Raw genomic sequence first — 18,272 nt, forward strand, 5'->3', positions numbered from 1 at the left:
GACCCTGGTCCCTGCCGGATCTACCTCGGACAAATCTGACATCACGTCCCTCCATTCCTCACGGTTTCGCATTACGAAATTCACGCCGCTATCGGAAACTTAGTAGGGCATCAGCTCGACCGTCATGGCGTCGCCGGAACAACTGACCCCCATGTGCCGATAGCGATCGGGACCGAGGTCTGATTCGGCCGATTCTGGGGTGGATGAGCGGTAACGCGCAAGGAGGGCGATCTGCGCGAGACGTTGGTTGACGGCGGACATGACCAGCCGCGTTGCCGAGGAACTGATTCTCGGCCTGCAGATCGCGGGCCGTGAGGTCGGTCTCGGTCAAGTCTGAACCCGGAACTGGTTGACCAGATCCATGTTGAGCTCGAGGCCCAGCCCGGGTGCGGTCGGCGGCGCGACCCAGCCGTCGACGATCTCGGGCATCGCCGGGTGGACGAGGTCGCGGCGCAGTATCGAGGCGACCGGTTCGATGGTGCGGAACTCGATCATGGGAATCTGCATGCTCGCGATCTGCATGTGGATGTTGCAGAAATCGGAGATCGCCGAGGCGTAGCTGTGGGGCATGAGCAAGGCCCCGGCGAGCTCGCACATCTCCGAGATCCGGGCGATCTCTGTGAAGCCGCCGGCTCGGCTGATGCCGCAGTGCAGCAACGGCACCTTGGCATTGTCGAGCCATTCCTTGGCCTCCCAACGGCCAGTCGAGAATTCGCCCGCGCCGATGAGCAGCGGGCAGCGGGCCGCCAGCTGGCGGTACCCCTCCATGTCGTCGTGACGCAGCGGCACCTCGGCGAAGTACACCCGGTGGTCATCGAGGCGATTGAGAACCCACAGTGCCTCCTGCCAATGGGTCCAGCGATACCCGGGGTCGGTTCCCAGCACGATGTCGTCACCGATCATGGCCCGGAGCTGACCGACAAGGTCGACCACCTGGTGGTCGGGCAATTCGGTGAGCCCGACGAAGGGCAGCTTCATGGCGGTGAAACCCGACTGACGGGCGAGATCGACGATCACCTCCATCTTCTCGAGGATCGCGGCGGTCGGCTCGCCCCTGGTGTCGCCCGGATACAGGGTCACGTACGGACGCGCTCCCGGCTGGCGGGCACCTCCCAGCAGCTGCCAAACGGGCTTGTCGAGCTGCTTGCCGGCCAGGTCGTAGAGGGCGATGTCGACCGCCGACAGGGCGTTGATGAGCAGTCCTCTGCGGCCGTGGTAGAAGCTCGAGTGGTAGATGACGTCGTAGATGGCCAGTGCCTCGATCGGGTCCTTGCCGATGACATGCTCTTTGATGCCGTTGGCCCAGAAGTGCTCGCTCGGGAACTCAATCAGCTCCTTCAGGACGCTGGGCGCACACGCACACTCCCCGAAGCCCATGCGACCGTCGGAGTCGGTGACGAGCACGAGCAGCATGTCCTCGGTGTCGGTTTCGGTGAAGGCGTTTCCTTCAGCAGGAACTGACACCACTATCGCTTCAAGGTCAACTACGGCTGGCATGTGATTCCTCACTTCGTTGATGTGCCGGTTTCGATGTCAGCGCCGATCCGAGGGCTCCCGGTTCTCCCGAGTCCTTGAGCATCTGGTGGTAAGGATGGAGCCGCCCGAAGTTCTTCTCGCGCGAGACCCAATCCGAGGTCTGGCCCGGCTCGTCCCCATAGGCCAGGATCAGGCAGTGGCGCTCGCCGATCTCGACGGGTGTCACTCTGTGCATCGAGCACCAACCCTCGAAGATCTGCAGGTCACCAGGGCGCCCCGGCAGCCGCAGGACACCTTCGCCCGTCGTCAGCACTCGTTTGACTGCATCGAAGCGTTGATCGGTCTCGGTCCTCAGGAAGGGCACGTATTCGAACACTCCGCCGCGCTCGGGCTCTCTGATGACGATCGACGTCGCGTACGGCGAGCCGTCGAAGTGCCACGGGAGCGTCTCGCCGGGCAATTGAATGTTCACGATGATCGCGACCATCGGATCTTCGTAGAAGTAGATCGGGTCGAGCTGTAAGACCTGGCCGATGAAGTCGAGGATTTCGCGGCGTCGATACAGCTGGTACATGAGCGATTCGTCGGGGATCCGGTCCATGCACAGCCAGTGGTTCGACTGGGCTTGGAAGAACCTGAGCGGGTGATCTTCGGGCAGAGTCGGATCGACTTCCTCGACGAAGTACGGGTTGCGCAGGTTCCTGCTGTAGTCGCGGCGGTCGGCCAGGGCGTCGATCTCAGCCGTCATCTGCGCAACCACGTCGGCTCGAACGAACCCCGGGACAACCGCAAGACCATCCTGGTCCAAGTGTGCTCGAGCCGATGCGACCAGCTCGCGGTAGCTGGCGGACTCGGGACGATCGAGTGGGTATCGCTCGACGTCGACGAGCGAGTTCAGGGACGCGACGGGGACATGATTCTCGCCCTGCCCGAGTGGTGCAGGTGCAGTAGTCCGATCCATTTCGCCCTCCGAGGAGAATTGGCCGTTGCGCAGGTGGGTGATCGTGGTTGACCGAGACTGAACGTCTGTACGATCGTACGGGACGGCCGACCGCAGGGGGCGCGTTGTAGCTGACCGGTTCTGGGGGAGAGTCACGCTCTGTGTCGACGTCAAGCTGCCGCAAACCATCGTCACCGGCGGGCATCTCGGCGCGAGGTGCCGGGGACGAAGGCGGGTGGCTTGTCGTCGGCCACCTTGGCGGTTGCCATGTGGCCGGCCAGCTCAGCACGGACTGCCGCCACCTACTCAGGACTCGCAAGGTCCCCGACGACCAGGCAGTCGGCGGCTGAGAAATAGGGTCGGGTGATGAGTGATGAGCGCGTGATGCACCTGGGTGTGACCGCCGCCGATCTCGGCGGGGCCTCGCTCGCCATCGTGCCGGGCGACCCTGCCCGGGTGGCAAGGATCGCCGAGACGATGGCCGAGCCGACCCACTTGGCCTCGACCCGGGAGTTCACGAGCTATCGAGCGTCGATCGACGGCCAGCCAGTGGTGGTCTGCTCGACCGGCGTCGGCGGGCCGTCGACCTCGGTCGCCGTCGAGGAACTGGCCCAGCTCGGCGTGCGGACGTTCCTGCGGGTCGGCACCACCGGGTCGATCCAGCCTGATCTGCGCATCGGTGACCTGGTCATCACCCAGGCCGCGGTCCGCCTCGACGGGGCGAGCCGGCACTTCGCCCCGGTGGAGTATCCGGCGGCCTCCTCCTTCGAGTGCACCCGGGCCCTGGTCGATGCCGCGGTCGCCCTCGACGCTCCCCACCGGGTCGGGATCACAGCGTCGAGCGACACGTTCTACCCTGGCCAGGAGCGCTACGACACCGTGGCCGGCGATGTCGTCGGTTGGCTGCGGGGGAGCCTGGCCGAGTGGCGTCGCATCGGCGTGCTCAACTACGAGATGGAGTCGGCAACGCTGTTCACGATGTGCGCGGCCAACGGCTGGCGGGCCGGGTGCGTCGCCGGGGTAATCGCTCAGCGGACCGAGTCCGAAGCCGTTGTCGACGAGGCCCGCATCGCAGCCACCGAGGAGCAGGCGGTCGGGGTAGTCGTCGAGGCGGCCCGGCGCCTGCTCGCCTCCTGAATTAAAGCGGGGCCCTCAGCCGCCGAGGTGGTCGGCCAACTCCCCGCAGTCGGCGACGACGAACTGGAGTGGTTCGCCGGCGAACAGCCGACGGCAGTTGCCGGTCACTGGGTTGTTCAGATGTCGACGAGGGTTCGAAGCTTCGAGCGCTCTGTGTCGTCGAGGTGGGCCCGGTGATGGCGAAGTTCGAGGCAGGCGTTGATGGCCGCTCGGATGTGATCATCAGTTGCGTTGTCGAGGGTCGCGGCGAGGTGTTCTCGAAGCCAGGTCTCGACTTCGTCGCTGCGCCAGAGCCGGTAGCGGCCGCGGGGGTCGGTGACGGGGGGTGGGAATCCGCCGGGTCCACGCTCGCCGGTGATGAGGAGTCGCACGCTCTCGCGGGTTCGCCCGGTGCGGGCTGCGATGTCGGCCATGGACACCAGTCCGGCATCTGCAAGTCGAGTCACGGTGATGCCCGCGATGCACTCGAGTTCGGCGACCGCAGTCAGCACGGCGTATTGGAAGGTGTCGGCCTCGCGGTCGAAGTCGGCGAACTGGATGCCGTCGGCTCGGCCGATCAGGGCGTCATCGCAGCCAGCCTCGTATACGTCGTCGATCAATTCGTCTGATTGGAGGTCGGGGCCGTCGACGATCAGGGTGAAGGTGTGGGTGGTCATGGTCAGGTGTCGCTGTCTCGTTCGGAAATGTGGATGCATCGGTCCAGTGCTCGCCTGAGCTGGCGGGCGTGGTTGTCGGGGCTGCGTGGTGTCGACCAGATGGAGACCTGGCAGCCTGATCGGCTGGAATCGGCGCAGCGAGCTACACCCCAGCGGTGCCCCGATGCTGTCGGTGCGATGGTCCAGCCTGCGGCTTCGAGTTCGGCCAATGCGGCTTCGATCGCCTTCTTCGGGTGCCGCGCCCTCGGCATGTTGACACCATACAACGTATGTTGGATCGCGTCAACGGCGTTGGCAGCGTGTCAGAAGCCGAGGATTTTGTCGGCGACTACGTACTGGAGCGGCTCGCCGGCGAGCAGGCGGCGGCAGTTGTCGGCGATGAGGTCGAAGCGGCGCTGGTCGATGTCGGGGCCGACCATCGCCACGTGCGGTGTGATCAGCACATTGGGCAGCGTCCAGATCCGGTGGTCCGGCCGCAGCGGTTCCTGGTCGAAGACGTCGAGGCCCGCGCCCGCGAGCTGGCCGGCTTCCAGTGCGTCGACGAGATCGCCGAGCACGACGGTCATGCCGCGGCCGATGTTGATGAACACGGCCGTGGGCTTCATCAGCGCGAACTGTCGACGACCCAGCATCCCCTCGCTGTCGGGTGTATGGGGAACCGTCATCACGACTGCGTCGGCCAGCGGAAGCTGAGCTTCGAGGTTGTCGGTGCCGAACACGGCGTCGATCGCCCCGCCCGATGTGGTCTCGGGGCGGGCGTCGACGGCCACGATTCTCGGCCCCCATGGCTGCAGGTAGCGGGCTGCCTGGTGGGCGACACCTCCGGCGCCAATAAACAGCACGGTCGAGTGTGCGAGGTGCAGGACCGGGGCAACTCCACGTCGATACTCCCGGTTGCGCTGGTCGTGTGCGTAGTGCGGCAACCCTCGGGCGAGGGCGAGCAGGAACGCCATCACGTGGGTGGCGATGTGGTCGTTGTACACGCCGCGCATATTGGTGACGATCACGGGATGGGCGGCGAGCTCGGGGGTGAAATAGCCGAGTGGCGGGTTCGCCATCGGGGCCTGAAGCCAGCGAAGCTGCGGCGCGTGCCAGCCCTTCGGCAGAACGCCGTACGCGGCGTCGGCATCGCTGAGCTGCTTGAGAATCTCCTCGTCGGTCACGGCGATGACCACTTCGAGATCCTCGAACTCGGCGCGGAGCTCGGCCGCCCACCTCTCGAGCACCTCGGCGTGCGGGATCGCCGGCGCCGAGGGCTGCGCCATCAACATGAACTTGGCGGTCGAACTCATATCGGGCGTCGCTCTGCGCAGGTGGGTGCGTTGTGGGATGGGGATTAGAAGACGGGGAAGACGGCGGTGTCGCTTGAGCGTTCTGCTCGGGTCAGGGCGTAGAGGATGTTCCAGTCGCCGTTGCGGTTTCGGGCGATGTCGATGCAGATCTCGATGACGATGGCTGGGCCGAGCGGGTCGGTGGTCGGGCGGGTCTGGCCGGTGCTGACGGCGAGGTCGTCGAGATGGAGGAGCACCTCGATCAATCGGGTGCGGCAGAAGTCGTCGAGGGTGAGCAGGCGGCCCCCCAGTGCGGCGACGAGACGGCCAGCGGGTTCATCAGCCAGTCGTGTGTCCAGGTCGGCGACCAGTTGGCGGCACTTGTCCACGGTGGCTTGGTGACCGATGGCCGATTCGGCGGCGGAGACATCCTTGATCTGGTCGTGGACGGGGGAGTCGACCGCGGCGTGAAAGTAGGTGACCGCGGTGAGGAGGTCGCCGTCGGGGCGCCGGTCGGGTGGGGTGCGGTCGAGGTAGGCGATGGTGGCGCCGGCGGCGCGTACCAGGTGGGCGCAGAGTGCTCCGACCGTCATGCCTTCGAGGGCCGAGGGCTGGTCCCATCGCTCGGCTGTGGCTGGGGTGTCGATGAGTTCGGCCGACTTGGTGACGGCTTCGACGACGAGGGCACGGACGCGGGCTGAGTCGATCGACAGGTTGGTGGCAGGCGTCATGGGCTGATCTCGTTTCGTTTCAGGCGGGGGTAGGTGGGGTGCAGATGGCGTTGGCCGGCGCCGAAGAAGTTCTCCCGGAAGGTCGTGCCCTCGTAGCTGGTGCGGAATCGACCACGCCGTTGGAGCTCGGGCACCAGCGAGTCGACCACTTGGGTGAACCCCCACGGGACAGGAGCCGTCGTCACGTTGAACCCGTCGACACCGGTGGTCTCCATGAATGCCTCCATCTGATCGGCAACGGTGGCCGGTGAACCCACAAACCCCAGCCCGCCGGCAGTCTCCGAAAGACGTCGGGCGACATCGCCGACGGTCCAGGTCTTGTCGGGATCTTCCAGTTTCCAGCGCTCGACCTGGGTGCGGATCGCATTCGCTTCGATGTCGTCGATCGGCGTGTCCGGCGGGTGACCGCCCAAGTCGATGCCCGTCCAGCCACCGTAGAGAGCGAGGTAGCCGTCGACGGAGAACAAACGTGACCACTCGTCGCGCATCGCCCGGGCTTGCGCATCGGTCTCGGCGACCACCACCCGCGCCACTTGCAGGGCCCTGATCTGCTCGGGATCGCGGCCGGCTGCCACGGCATGCTCGCGCAGCGATGCCACAACAGCGGCACCCCGGTCGTTGCCGGGCACAGACATGAACACGACCTCTCCCGTGTTGGCCGCGAACTCGACACCGCGCGCCGAGTTTCCCGCCTGATACAGCACTGGCGTGCGCTGAGGGGAGGGCTCGACCATGTGGGGGCCCTCGACCGTGAACCACTCACCGGAATGGTTGATCTCGTGCACCTTGGCCGGGTCGGTGAACGTGTCGGCCTCGGCATCGAGGACGATCGCGCCGTCTTCCCAGCTGCGTTCCCACAGCTTCAGGCAGACATCGACGTACTCGTCGGCCCGGTCGTAACGAGCGTCGTGGGGCAGGATCTCGCCGAGTCCTTGACGTTCGGCATCGGACAGGTACGAGGTCACGATGTTCCAGCCGACACGGCCATCCGTGAGGTGGTCGAGAGTCGAGAACAGCCGGGCCGTGTGGTACGGAGCGTGGTGGCTGGTCGACATGGTCACTGCGAAACCGAGGTGCTCGGTGCACGCCGCCAGCGCAGGGATCAGCAGGGTGGGGTCGATGCCGGGAATCTGGACTGCACCGCGCAAGCCAGCCTCGCGACTCGCCCCGTAGACATCGTAGGTGCCCAACACGTCTGCGAAGAAGATCCCGTCGAAGCAGCCCCTCTCCAGGGTGCGCACGAGTTGCTGCCACCAGCGGAGCGTCCGGTACCCCCACGACGTCTCGTCGGCAGGGTGTTTCCACATCCCCTTGATCTGATGATTAGGAGATGCCTGGATGAATGCGCTCAGATGCATCTCGCCGCCGCTCATCGGTCTAGGCGATCACGAGCCGGACGTATTCGCCCAGCCGGCTGTTCAGCTTCGTGATTCCCACCAACCTCATACCAGTAAAAGTAGCTACCTATGGCTCATTTGCCGACGGACTCTGTCGCGGTGCCGCTCGGGTTGGAGCTTGTCGACCGCTCGTGGCTGGCCGAGGCGGCAGGGCAACTGCCCGGGGCGCTCATGGACGCCATCGACGAAGGCCTCCGGGCTGTTCTCAGCCTCTGAGGATTCACGGCGTTCTGCTGACGAATCCCTTTGCGTTGCTTGTCTGGGGTGTCGTAGACAACTACGGTGCCAAAACGAACGGAGTTGGTGCGTCGAATCCGGCGGCTCGCCGATGCCCATGGCTGCACAGCCGTCATCCTGCGCCAGGGCAAGCATGACATCTGGGAGTGTGCCGGCTTTCGGTTCCCGATCCCGAGGCACCGAGTGATTGCAGATGGAACCGCACGGACGATTCTCGGCAAGCTGGAGGCGCACCTCGAGCGAGTGGCGCAGGGAGAGAACTCGTGAGCGCACCCTATAGAGCCGTTGCAGAACGAAACGGGGATTGGTGGGAGATCGAGATCACCTCTGGTCTGCCTCCCAACATGCTGGGCGTCAGCCAGACGCGCCGCAGGAGCGATGTTGAGCGTGTTGCGCGAACGGTGGTCGCCGAGCTGCTCGACATCGAGCCCGACGGCATCGAGATCGATATCGACGTCAGGCAGGCGTCCGAGCGCGGTCCGACGGCGTCAATTTGCTAGTTCGAGCGTGACCCGCGTGGCGTGCACTGCGCTGCAGCCCTCGATGTCGGACGATATGGCCTCGTGGAGGACATTGACGTTGCACCCGCTGGGTTCCAGCTTGGGCCAACGTCCCTTGTAGCTGATGAGAACGCCACGAGGTGCAGCGTTCTCCACGTTTGCCTCGACCTCGAGTTGGCCTGCGCTGTTGCGCATTCGGACCTGGTCGCCGTGGGCGATGCCGAGATCGGCCGCGTCTGCAGGGTGGATCGTGACGGTTGCAGGACCAGCTCGCCGGCCAATGGTGCGGTCGTTGGCGTGGGAGTCGTTGAGCCGCCACTGTGAGGCAGGCGACAGCAGCCGGAAGATCCCGTCGGCTTCACGGGCGTCAGCCGTTGGGACCGGAGCCCGCCCCAAACCGGCCGCCGTTGCAGCGTCAGATGCGATCTCGATTCGACCCGACGGGGTGCGGAATCGTCGGTCGGCGAAGAAATCGACTGGCTCACGGCCCAGGTACACGTGGCCTCGCTCTGCCAGCTCGGCAAAGGAGAGGCCGAGGTCGAGTTGGTCGAGGAGCCGCTGGATCAACACGTCGTCGGTCTCGTGGAGCTCTGGCTCGTCAAGGCCCATCGCCCCAGCGAGCCGGCGGAAGATCTCTTGATTCGACAGCGCCTCGCCGATTGGCTCTCGGACTTTTTGCTGCGCTCCCACGATCGGTGACATATAGCTGAACGTGAGGTCGTCGAATTCCAGGAAGCTCGCGGCGGGGAGCACGATGTCGGCATAGTCGACCGTGTCTGTCGCAAAGCAGTCCGCGACGACGGTGAACAGGTCCTCACGGCACAGTGCCGAGCGGAGCCTGTCCTGCTCGGCAGCCGAGGCGACCGGGTTCGTGTTCCAGCTGAACAACGCCCCGAATCGTTCGGGGTTCTCGAGCTTGGCTGCAAGGCCGATGTGGTTGACCTTGGGAGCGCCGTTTTGGGCCAGTGACGTGCCGGACAGCTCGTCGAAGTCCGCGCCCAGCATGGCCGCCGCAACATTGAGGTAGCTGATTCCTGCGCCGGGCTTGCCGATGTTGCCAGTCAGCGCCGGCAGCAAGCCGACGGCACGCATGACATTTGCGCCCGTGGGCTGACGTTGGAGTCCTTGACCGGCCCACAGAAGCGCCGGCCCGGCCGCATAGAGCCGCGCAGCCTGCCTGATGTCACCAGCCGGGACACCCGTTTGTTCCTCACCCCATTCCGGCGTGCACGTCTCGATGGCGGGGAGCACTTCGGCGACGCCTTGGACATGGTCAGCGATGAACTCGGTGTCGAAGGCCGCCATGGCGCCGAGTTCGTGCGCTATGGAAAACGCCAGCGCGGCGTCGGTGCCGGGGTACGGCTGGAGGTGAAGATCGGCCCGAGCCGCGGTGGCCGTGCGTATCGGATCCACGACGATGACGGACCCGTCGAAGTCTCCCAGCCAGTTCTTGTCCATGTGCGGGGCGCTGTGAGAGGGGTTGGCGCCCCACACGAGAATGCACGATGAATCGGCCGCGGTGCGCGGGTCGAATCCCGCAACGGACGTGCCGAACATGTACGTCCACGCGATATGTCCGGCCAGATTGCAGATCGAATCCGGCTCTACTTCGGTCGCGCCCAAGCGGTGAAAGAACCGCAGCGGGAACATGAACGCCAGCATCGACATCGTTCCCGAGTAGTGGGTGTGGAGCACGGCCGCGGGGCCGCGCTCGTCGACGACCTGCTGCGTGCGTTCCGCGGTCTCGGCCAGGGCGTCTTCCCAGCTGATGGGTGCGAATGCGCCTTCGCCCTTCGGGCCGACCCGGCGGAGCGGAGTGGCGAGGCGGGCCTCGGGGTCCTGCCACACGCCGTTGTAGGCCGTTGCACACTTCGCGCACAGCGTTCCTCGGCTGACTGGATGATCGGGATCGCCTTGGACGATGACCCGACCGCCCTTGCCGGAGCGCACCACGATCCCGCAGTTGTCGTAGCAGTCACGTGGGCAGTTCGTCCGCATTGGCGTCACGATCTGGTCTCCTGGCACACCTCGACCCCGGCGGATCTGGTGGTAGGACTGGAATTGAAGCTTAGGCCCAGCCGAGTTGTTGCAGGGCGACGCCGGAGTGCCAGATCTTGGTCATGTGGGCGATCTTGTCGCCCTCGAACCGCATGTCGTACACGTAGTCCGAGCTGGCTGCCTTCCCGGTCGGCGGAACCGGACCGCCGTCGCCCGTGTGGGTGCCGTTGAACACCGCATAGGCCAGGACGCTGCCCCGCTCCTCGTCGGTCGCGAACGACTTCAGGTCGTACGAGCCGTCTTCGAGAATCGTCAGGATGCCCTTCATCCACTCGGTGTAGGAGCGGAGGTCGGTGAGGTCGCCGATCGCTTCGGACTGTGCGGAGAACGTCGCATCGTCGGTGCAGTACTGGGAGCACCCATCCCAGCCTTGTCCGCTCTCGCACGCGTCGAAGAATGCGGCGGCTGTTTCGTTCATCTGTCCCATGGCATGGCTCCCTGTGTTGAGTCGCTGACTCATTCCTTGCTCAGATTACGACCGTCGTCGCCCTGTTCTGGACAGCACGGACCAAGCTGAGCGCAGCCGCCTCAGCGGTTGATTCGTCCTACCCGGCGATATCGCAGGCACCGAGTACCTTGGGCTCATGACCCGACGGGTGTGGACGGCAGCTGAGCTGGAGGCGATGGACTCGTCTCAGGTCGACGCCATCTTTGAAGACAGCATCATCTGGGACATTGACGACGCCCCACAAGACCTGTTGGCCCGGTCCCGAGAGCGGATCATGCGTCGGATCGAAGAAGCAGAGTCGACACAACAGACTTGACTGATCGCCGCGAGGACTACCGGATCCTGATAACCAGCGGCGTTCTCGTGCGGGCGCTCAACGTCGTAGGCCAGCTTGGGGCTGACGGTGCGATCGAGCTGGTTTCGATCGACATCGATCTCGACTGGGAATAGCGATGCGATCCAACAACATCTGAAGCGGAGAGGGGTCGACGATGCTGGATCATGCTGAGCGGGTCGCGGCGACGCGGTCGGCAGTGTCAACATTGAGCCGCTGCCTGAGTCAGCGTCGCCAGCCGCTGTGGTCATTGAAGGACCGCCGGTCCAGGTGTTGCTCGGATTGTGGGGCCGACCCCACTCCGGGATCGACGTCACCGACGGTGACCCAGCGGTATGGGAGCAGTGGCGAGCACTGCCCAGCGAAGCCTTCCAATTCGGGACCTGGGACTAGCGCCGGGATGACGAAGCCAGTGCAACGTTCGTCGTCGAGATGGTGCACTGATCAGAACGGATAGAGCGACATTGTGGAAAGTTGGCCAACGTGCTCTGCGCGGATCGGGTCAGACGACAGCCCCGCCTTCGATCGGCGAGACGATGCGGGCTGCCTGTTCGGCCGGATCAGGCTCGGCGTGAGAACCCTTGCGGGCCGATCGTTCGACCCATTTGCGCCTGGCCTCGTCCAGATCGTCGGCAACCAGGTCGGCTAGTTCTTTCCTGACCTCATCGGCTTCCGATTGCAGCTCGTACTTGCGGGCGAAGGCATCGGCTGGCAATGCCCTGAGTTCGGAATCGATCTCCGAGAGCCGCTGGCGACGGCTGGCGGCGGGATCCTCCATCTGGCCTGCGTTCACGCGAGCGTCTTCCCACGATGTCACATTCGCGCGAAAAGCTGAGCCTTGGTGTCAAAAGGTCTCGAAGCGAGCGTTAAGAGCCTTGGCGGATAGGCGGCGATGCCCGGCAGCTCCAACGGCCTGGATTTTGTGCAGAAATGCCGCTACAGACGGCAAATTTGCACAGAGAATTGCTTGGCGTCGGACTCTGTGCAGAAATACCGCTACAGACGGCAAACTTGCACAGAGTTGGCGTGACAGCAAGTTTCCGAAACGTCACCTATCCGCGCGGCCTCTAAGCGACGTCATGTCGTCGCTGTCGGTGGTGAGGATGAACGTGCCGAGATGCTCAGCGACGACGGCAAGACGACCCTTGACGTCTAACAGCCGATCCCTTGGCGGTCCAGAACTGCGTCGGCGCTCTCAAGATGTTCTTGGGCGATGGGCCCCTCAACCGCTTCCCATGAAGCGATCATGTCGAGCAATGCCCGGCTGCGGCGACGACGCCTCGCCGTTACGAGAACCGAGCGCTTGACGACCACGCCAAGACAGTAGCCAGACCCGTCAAGAGTGCCCCTGAGCTTTTCAGCGGCTGGGCGTGAGCGGGAGATCGGCGAGCAGCTGGGCGATGCAGTCGTCGAGGGGCTGGGACGTGTTGATGGTGATCTCGGGTGCGGGGGGCGGCTCGTAGGGGGCGGAGATGCCGCTGAAGTCGGGGATCTCGCCGGCTCTGGCTTTCACGTAGAGGCCCTTGGGGTCGCGGGCTTCGCAGACGTCGAGTGGGGTGTCGATGTAGACTTCGATGAAGGTGCCCTCTGGGTGGATGGCACGCACCTGGTCGCGATCGGCGACGTAGGGGGAGATGAACGCCGTCAGCACGACGTTTCCCGCGTCTTGGAACAGGCGGCAGACCTCGCCGATGCGGCGGATGTTCTCGGTGCGGTCCTCGGGCGAGAAGCCGAGGTCGCGGTTGAGCCCGAAGCGCACGTTGTCGCCGTCGAGGACATAGGCAGCGACGCCACGCTCCAGCAGCGCTGCTTCGAGGGCGAACGCCAAGGTCGACTTGCCGCTGCCCGAGAGCCCGGTGAACCAGACAGTCACAGCGCGGTGGCCGAAGTGCGCCTCCCGGTCGGCTCCACTGACCCGCCCTTCGGCGCGGACAATGTTGCGCGAGACGGGCTCGGGCGCGGCGTCGCTGTTCACGGCGTGCTCGGTCCTCGGAGGAAGCCCCGCTCGGTCAGCACCCGCACGATCGCCGCCACACACTCGTCAACGCTCTCGGTGGAGGTGTCGACACGCAGGTCGGCGTCTGCCGGCCGGTCATAGGTGGCTGAGACACCGGGGAACCGGGGGATCTCGCCGCTGTCGGCCATCGCGTATAAGCCGTGAGGGTCACGCTCGCGGCACACCTCGATCGGCGTGTCGACGAACACTTCCACGTAGCGGTCGGCGCCCACCAAGTCACGGGCACGCCGCCGCACCTCCCCGTTGGGCGCCACCAGCGCGGCAATCGCGATCAACCCCTGTCCGTTCACCAGCCGCGCGACTTCCGACACCCGGCGTAAGTTCTCCGAGCGTTCCTGGGCGCTGAAGCCCAGATCCCGGGAGATGCCCATGCGAACGTTCTCGCCGTCGAGGCGGATCGACACCTTGCCCCGGTCGAACAGCTCACGCTCGAGAGCGGTTGCGAGGGTGGACTTGCCCGCAGCGGTGAGTCCCGTCAGCAGGATGGTGCAGGGCTGCTGGCCGAACCGGATGGCCCGTTCGGCGTCGCTGATCTCCGAGCGCTGCCGCACCAGCGCAGCGTCGGGCGCGTGATCCCACGCCGAGGCTGCGCCGATGATCATGCCCGCACCCACGGTGGCGTTGGACAGCCGATCCACGAGCACGAATGACCCGGTTGCATGGTTGGACCGGTACGGGTCGAACGTCAGCTCCCGGTCCGACGCCACAACACAGCGTCCGATGTCGTTGAGCCCCAGCCCCAGCCCCAGCGCCGGCTCATGGGTCCCGGTGTTGATGTCGACGCGGTGCCGCAGGCTGCGGATCGTGCAGTTCGAAACAGTGTTGGCCGACTGCAGCAGGTACGAGCTGCCGGGTTCCATCTCGGCCTCGTCCATCCACACCACCATCGCGTCGAGCTGGTGCGCACGTTGCGGCGCGTCGCCAGGCTTCACGAACAAGTCGCCGCGGCTGATGTCGATCTCATCGGCGAGCGTCACCGTGACGGCCCGGCCCGGACCGGCAACGTCGAGGTCGCCGTCGAAGGTCACGATGCGCTCCACCGTCGAGCCGAGCCCCGACGGCAGCGCCACCACCGGGTCGCCGGGCCGAAGAACCCCCGACGCGACCGTGCCGGCGTAACCACGGAACTCTGGGTTCGGCCGGGTGACCATCTGCACCGGCATGCGGAAGTGGTCCAGATCGACATCGGCATCGGCATCGACGGTTTCGAGATGCTCCAGCAGCGGTGGCCCGTCGAACCAGCCGAGGTTGTCGCCCGCATCGACCACGTTGTCGCCCAGCAGGGCCGACAGCGGTAGGAAATACGGCTCGCCGAAGTCGAGCGTCTTGGCGAATGACCGGTAGTCCTCGCGGATCTCGGCGAACCGCTCGGCGGACCAGCCCACCAGGTCCATCTTGTTGACCGCGACGACGACTTGGCGAATGCCCAGCACGCTGATGATGTAGCTGTGGCGCTTGGTCTGGGGGAGCACCCCGTGACGGGCGTCGATCAGGATGACCGCCAGCTGGCAAGTCGACGCACCAGTCGCCATGTTGCGCGTGTACTGCTCGTGGCCCGGAGTGTCGGCGATGATGAACGTTCGCCGGGCAGTCGAGAAGTTGCGGTAGGCCACGTCGATGGTGATGCCCTGTTCCCGCTCGGCCCGTAAACCGTCGGTGAGCAGCGCCAGGTCGACCCGGTCGCCCGCTGAGCCCTGTGTCACCGAGTCGGCTTCGAGGCTCGTGAGCACGTCCTCGTAGATCAAGTGCGAATCGTGCAGCAGGCGGCCGATCAGCGTCGACTTTCCGTCGTCGGTGCTGCCGCAGGTGAGGAACCGCAGGAGGTCGTGTTCGGGGGCCATCAGAAGTACCCCTCGCGCTTCTTCTCCTCCATCGAGCCCGACTGGTCGAAGTCGATCACCCGGCCTTCCCGTTCGGAGCGGGTTGCCGCCGCCATCTCGCCGATGATCTCGGGCAGCGTGGTGGCGGTCGACTCGATGGCGCCCGACAGCGGATAGCACCCGAGCGTGCGGAACCGCACCGTGCGCAGTTCCGGCGCCTCGCCCGCTTCGAAGACGAACCGATCGTCGTCCACCATGATCAGCACGCCGTCGCGCTCCACCACCGGCCGCTCCGCCGAGAAATAGAGGGGAACGATGGGGATGTCCTCGAGATGGATGTACTGCCACACGTCGAGTTCGGTCCAGTTGCTCAACGGGAACACCCGGATCGATTCCCCCTTGTTGACCCGCCCGTTGTACAGGTGCCACAGCTCGGGTCGTTGATTCTTCGGATCCCAGCGATGATGCGCATCGCGGAAGCTGAACACCCGCTCCTTGGCCCGTGATTTCTCCTCGTCACGCCGAGCGCCCCCGAACGCTGCGTCGAACCCGCCCGCGTCCAGCGCCTGGCGGAGCGCCTGGGTTTTCATGATGTCGGTGTAGTTCTTCGACCCGTGATCGAACGGGTTGATGCCCTGCGCCACGCCATCGGTGTTCGTGTGCACAATCAGCTCGAACCCGATCTCATCCGCCATCCGGTCCCGGAACGAGATCATCTCGGAGAACTTCCACGTCGTGTCGACGTGCAGGAGCGAGAACGGGATCCTGCCGGGGAAGAACGCCTTGCGGGCGAGGTGCAGCAGAACCGACGAGTCCTTGCCGATCGAATACAGCATCACGGGTCGCTCGAGCTGGGCCACCACCTCGCGCATGATGTGGATCGCCTCGGATTCCAGCTGCTGGAGATGGGTTAGCCGCAGCTCGACCGGCACGGAGGCACTCATCTGAGCTCGCTCGACTTCGCCACCAGGGCTTCGCTGGCATCCCACAGCTTGGTTCCGTTTTCCGGATCCGATGCCGGGGGCGACACCTGCTTCCGGTGCATCATGTGCAGATACATCCCTGTGGAGCTGCCCGCTTCTTCAGCGCAGCAGAGGTACACGACCGGTCCGATGGCCTCTTCGGGAGACTGAAAGAACAATCGCAGCACCGGGTTGATGATCGGCTTCAGCAGTGTCGGCGATTCTCTGGCGATACCTGTGGCCACGCCTCCTGGGCACAACGCGTGTACTGCGACGTCGATTCCTTCGCCCTGGTTCAGGCGGCGGGACAGCTCGGTTGCGAACGTGCAGAGGGCCAGTTTGCTTTGGCCGTATTGCTGCAGGCTTTCGGTCATCCCGTGTTCGGTGTAGGCACCGAAGCGATCGAAATCGATGGGGTCGCAGGACCGGTGGGATTCCGATGAGACGAACACGATCCGCGGGGCCTCACCGGACTGACTCGACGGGCGCATGACGCCGTCCTGGAGCCATCGGTCGATCATCACCCGTTTCGCTAAGAAGTTGACCGCGAACATGACCTCGTATCCCTGCGGGGTCTGCCTCGACCTGCGCGACAAGAGGCCGGCATTCATGACCGCAATGTCGAGGCGGGTGCCGCGCTCGTGCAGCTGGTCGCAGAAGCGATGCACAGAGCGGAGATCGGCGAGGTCCACTTCGACCAATTCCACGGTCTCGGACCCAGACTGTCGCTTGATCTCGTCGCAGATTCCGGCATGGCCAGGGCGGCAGGCCAGAATCATATTCCCGCCGCGCCGTGCGAGATCAATAGCAGCAGCTCGACCCACCCCGCTGTTGGCGCCGGTCACGAGGCACGTCTTGCCGTCAATCCGCACGTCGTCTGGGACCGGACTGAGGTCAGGGTTCTTCGAATCCCGGAGGTCCCGAAGGGCCGCGCTCATGGCGTTGACGATGGCGCTGCCAGGGAACTTTCTCTTCTCTTGTGTCATGCCAGAAGGTGCCTCGCCGGTCGATTGATGATTGGCGCTCGATGGCTGGCTCGGGGCCTCTTCGAACGGGATTGCATATGTCTCCCGGTAGGAGGAGAAGGCTTCATCGACGACCTGCTCGCTCAGCCCGAAGTCGCTGAGCTTGTAGGCATGCTTGCCGAAGCGGTTCTGCGGATTCGCCTCCGTGTATTGCACGGTTTCCCGCTCGGCTTCGTCATCGAAACCGATCCCCGCCAGCCCGCAGATCCGCCGGACCTCGGCGATCGGGTCGTTCGTCAGGTCGTAGTAGGAGACGTCAACGAACTGTCCGGCTGGCGACTCGGCCCGGGTCTGCATGGCCAGTTGGACCATCCTGTGCGTCTTGTGGCACCAGTGTTGCCCGATTTCGGTCGGATTGACCCAATCGCTGAAGATGCCGCGGCCATGGGCAACCATGCTGCAAAAGGAAGCGAGCGTCACTCGGGGATCGCGGTGGGTCTGCACGATTGTGGCGCCGTCGAACACCTTCTCAAACACGTCGAGGTACTCCATGTGGTGCGGGGTCTTGAGCACCCAGGCGCTGCCGGGCCGCTGCCACGACAGCACCTTCAGAACCCGGCGGAAGTACTCATAGGTCTGCGTGTGGTCCTGTTCTTCCAGCCAGCGGGAATAGCTCGGCACACACATGATGGCTTCGGCTGACTGACTCATGAAGTTCAGGTCGAGCAGCAGGACGTCCTCTTCCGCCTGGTCGTGCCCGACCGGATGGATCGCCATGAATTCAGGTGCCAGGTAGGAGATCGTCTTCTCGGCAAGCACCGCACGCCATCTGCGAGCCCGCTGTGCGCGTTCGGTCTCATTGTCAGCCGACACCGGCACCAGCGCTTCCGCGCCCGAGATGCCCCGAATCTCCGGATGGGAATTCAGCAGGCGCTGCAGCAACGTGGTACCGGTGCGCTGCAATCCGGTGACCAGGATGATCGTGCCGAGGTCGATGTCGTCGATCTCGGGGTGCCGCTTGAGCAGGTTCTCGATCCGCAGCCGGTGAACCAGCACCCCGACGAGCCGCGACTTCTGTATCTGCCGACCGGTCGGGGTCAGGCGGGCTTCGCTGTTGATTGACGAGACGAGCACCTCGAGGGCACGCAGGTGCCCGTCGTCGCCGAAGTCCGTCAAGCCGGTCTTGTGTTGCGCAGCATCACGCAGTGCGCCGACGTCCAGGCGGTCCGAGAGCCCGAAGTGCAGACCTGCCGTGCCTAGCCGATTGAACATCCTGATGGGGGCAGGACGATAGGGGTTCTCATAGTCCGTGGAAGTCACGAC

The 18,272-nt window shown here is 64.9% G+C and carries 22 protein-coding genes; 6 read left to right on the forward strand and 16 right to left on the reverse strand.

Features of this window, described 5'->3' with window-relative positions:
• Positions 1-99: 99 nt before the first annotated feature.
• The 3 genes from ACOQPH_RS04475 to ACOQPH_RS04485 form a co-directional block, all read right to left on the reverse strand.
• Entirely contained in the window at positions 100-261 is a 162-nt protein-coding gene (locus ACOQPH_RS04475; RefSeq protein WP_420623528.1) for a hypothetical protein, read from the reverse strand.
• Between the two features lie 66 nt (positions 262-327).
• Positions 328-1,497, reverse strand: coding sequence for a mandelate racemase/muconate lactonizing enzyme family protein (locus tag ACOQPH_RS04480; RefSeq protein ID WP_420623529.1), 1,170 nt, complete (start codon positions 1,495-1,497; stop codon positions 328-330).
• The gene (locus ACOQPH_RS04485; protein ID WP_420623530.1) at positions 1,481-2,437 is read right to left on the reverse strand and encodes a HalD/BesD family halogenase; all 957 of its coding nucleotides are present in this window, start codon (positions 2,435-2,437) and stop codon (positions 1,481-1,483) included. Before ACOQPH_RS04485 ends, ACOQPH_RS04480 begins: the two co-directional genes overlap by 17 nt.
• Positions 2,438-2,782: 345 nt before the next feature.
• Here ACOQPH_RS04485 and udp point away from each other — a divergent pair, with 345 nt between their 5' ends.
• Positions 2,783-3,553, forward strand: coding sequence for a uridine phosphorylase (gene udp, locus ACOQPH_RS04490; RefSeq protein WP_420623531.1), 771 nt, complete (start codon positions 2,783-2,785; stop codon positions 3,551-3,553).
• A gap of 116 nt (positions 3,554-3,669) precedes the next feature.
• On the opposite strand, the gene ACOQPH_RS04495 is transcribed toward udp, so the two are convergent.
• The 5 genes from ACOQPH_RS04495 to ACOQPH_RS04515 are packed head-to-tail and all read right to left on the reverse strand — an operon-like array spanning position 3,670 to position 7,584.
• The gene (locus ACOQPH_RS04495) at positions 3,670-4,209 is read right to left on the reverse strand and encodes a helix-turn-helix transcriptional regulator (protein ID WP_420623532.1); all 540 of its coding nucleotides are present in this window, start codon (positions 4,207-4,209) and stop codon (positions 3,670-3,672) included.
• 2 nt (positions 4,210-4,211) lie between these two features.
• A complete protein-coding gene (locus ACOQPH_RS04500; protein ID WP_420623533.1) occupies positions 4,212-4,460 on the reverse strand; it encodes a hypothetical protein in 249 nt (82 codons plus the stop codon).
• 51 nt (positions 4,461-4,511) lie between these two features.
• Positions 4,512-5,501: a D-2-hydroxyacid dehydrogenase gene (locus ACOQPH_RS04505; RefSeq protein WP_420623534.1), complete on the reverse strand. Its 990-nt coding sequence runs from the start codon at positions 5,499-5,501 to the stop codon at positions 4,512-4,514.
• Positions 5,502-5,545: 44 nt separating this feature from the next.
• Positions 5,546-6,211: a maleylpyruvate isomerase N-terminal domain-containing protein gene (locus tag ACOQPH_RS04510; RefSeq protein WP_420623535.1), complete on the reverse strand. Its 666-nt coding sequence runs from the start codon at positions 6,209-6,211 to the stop codon at positions 5,546-5,548.
• A complete protein-coding gene (locus ACOQPH_RS04515; protein ID WP_420623536.1) occupies positions 6,208-7,584 on the reverse strand; it encodes an LLM class flavin-dependent oxidoreductase in 1,377 nt (458 codons plus the stop codon). The genes ACOQPH_RS04510 and ACOQPH_RS04515 overlap by 4 nt, the downstream gene beginning before the upstream one ends.
• Positions 7,585-7,890: 306 nt before the next feature.
• Here ACOQPH_RS04515 and ACOQPH_RS04520 point away from each other — a divergent pair, with 306 nt between their 5' ends.
• Positions 7,891-8,112, forward strand: a complete 222-nt coding sequence (locus ACOQPH_RS04520) for a type II toxin-antitoxin system HicA family toxin (RefSeq protein ID WP_420623537.1) — start codon at positions 7,891-7,893, stop codon at positions 8,110-8,112.
• Positions 8,109-8,345, forward strand: a complete 237-nt coding sequence (locus tag ACOQPH_RS04525; protein ID WP_420623538.1) for a hypothetical protein — start codon at positions 8,109-8,111, stop codon at positions 8,343-8,345. Before ACOQPH_RS04520 ends, ACOQPH_RS04525 begins: the two co-directional genes overlap by 4 nt.
• Here ACOQPH_RS04525 and ACOQPH_RS04530 read toward each other — a convergent pair.
• Together ACOQPH_RS04530 and ACOQPH_RS04535 are read right to left on the reverse strand one after the other, a co-directional pair.
• Positions 8,334-10,343: a molybdopterin-containing oxidoreductase family protein gene (locus ACOQPH_RS04530; protein ID WP_420624308.1), complete on the reverse strand. Its 2,010-nt coding sequence runs from the start codon at positions 10,341-10,343 to the stop codon at positions 8,334-8,336. The genes ACOQPH_RS04525 and ACOQPH_RS04530 overlap by 12 nt on opposite strands.
• 70 nt (positions 10,344-10,413) lie before the next feature.
• Positions 10,414-10,821 carry an ester cyclase gene (locus tag ACOQPH_RS04535; RefSeq protein ID WP_420623539.1) on the reverse strand — a complete coding sequence of 136 codons (408 nt, stop codon included), beginning with the start codon at positions 10,819-10,821 and terminating at the stop codon, positions 10,414-10,416.
• 166 nt (positions 10,822-10,987) lie between these two features.
• On the opposite strand from ACOQPH_RS04535, the gene ACOQPH_RS04540 reads away from it, so the two are divergent.
• The 3 genes from ACOQPH_RS04540 to ACOQPH_RS04550 all read left to right on the forward strand — a co-directional run bounded on the left by ACOQPH_RS04540 (position 10,988) and on the right by ACOQPH_RS04550 (position 11,578).
• Positions 10,988-11,167, forward strand: coding sequence for a hypothetical protein (locus ACOQPH_RS04540; RefSeq protein WP_420623540.1), 180 nt, complete (start codon positions 10,988-10,990; stop codon positions 11,165-11,167).
• Entirely contained in the window at positions 11,164-11,301 is a 138-nt protein-coding gene (locus tag ACOQPH_RS04545; RefSeq protein ID WP_420623541.1) for a hypothetical protein, read from the forward strand. The genes ACOQPH_RS04540 and ACOQPH_RS04545 overlap by 4 nt, the downstream gene beginning before the upstream one ends.
• A gap of 127 nt (positions 11,302-11,428) precedes the next feature.
• On the forward strand, positions 11,429-11,578 hold the full coding sequence (locus ACOQPH_RS04550; protein ID WP_420623542.1) for a hypothetical protein: 150 nt from the start codon (positions 11,429-11,431) through the stop codon (positions 11,576-11,578).
• A gap of 109 nt (positions 11,579-11,687) precedes the next feature.
• On the opposite strand, the gene ACOQPH_RS04555 is transcribed toward ACOQPH_RS04550, so the two are convergent.
• The 6 genes from ACOQPH_RS04555 to ACOQPH_RS04580 all read right to left on the reverse strand — a co-directional run bounded on the left by ACOQPH_RS04555 (position 11,688) and on the right by ACOQPH_RS04580 (position 18,269).
• Positions 11,688-11,978, reverse strand: coding sequence for a hypothetical protein (locus ACOQPH_RS04555; RefSeq protein WP_420623543.1), 291 nt, complete (start codon positions 11,976-11,978; stop codon positions 11,688-11,690).
• Positions 11,979-12,337: 359 nt separating this feature from the next.
• Positions 12,338-12,499: a hypothetical protein gene (locus tag ACOQPH_RS04560; RefSeq protein ID WP_420623544.1), complete on the reverse strand. Its 162-nt coding sequence runs from the start codon at positions 12,497-12,499 to the stop codon at positions 12,338-12,340.
• A 43-nt stretch (positions 12,500-12,542) separates the two neighbouring features.
• The gene (gene cysC, locus ACOQPH_RS04565) at positions 12,543-13,160 is read right to left on the reverse strand and encodes an adenylyl-sulfate kinase (RefSeq protein WP_420623545.1); all 618 of its coding nucleotides are present in this window, start codon (positions 13,158-13,160) and stop codon (positions 12,543-12,545) included.
• On the reverse strand, positions 13,157-15,043 hold the full coding sequence (cysN, locus tag ACOQPH_RS04570; RefSeq protein ID WP_420623546.1) for a sulfate adenylyltransferase subunit CysN: 1,887 nt from the start codon (positions 15,041-15,043) through the stop codon (positions 13,157-13,159). Before cysN ends, cysC begins: the two co-directional genes overlap by 4 nt.
• Complete coding sequence (gene cysD / locus ACOQPH_RS04575; RefSeq protein WP_420623547.1) at positions 15,043-15,966, reverse strand: sulfate adenylyltransferase subunit CysD; 924 nt, start codon at positions 15,964-15,966, stop codon at positions 15,043-15,045. Before cysD ends, cysN begins: the two co-directional genes overlap by 1 nt.
• Positions 15,963-18,269 (reverse strand): SDR family NAD(P)-dependent oxidoreductase, encoded by a 2,307-nt coding sequence (locus ACOQPH_RS04580; RefSeq protein WP_420623548.1) that lies wholly within the window; start codon positions 18,267-18,269, stop codon positions 15,963-15,965. The genes cysD and ACOQPH_RS04580 overlap by 4 nt, the downstream gene beginning before the upstream one ends.
• Between the last annotated feature and the right edge of the window lie 3 nt (positions 18,270-18,272).

Origin of the sequence: Candidatus Poriferisodalis sp. (assembly GCF_965221945.1) — a bacterium.
In the GTDB taxonomy this organism is placed as follows: domain Bacteria; phylum Actinomycetota; class Acidimicrobiia; order Acidimicrobiales; family Poriferisodalaceae; genus Poriferisodalis.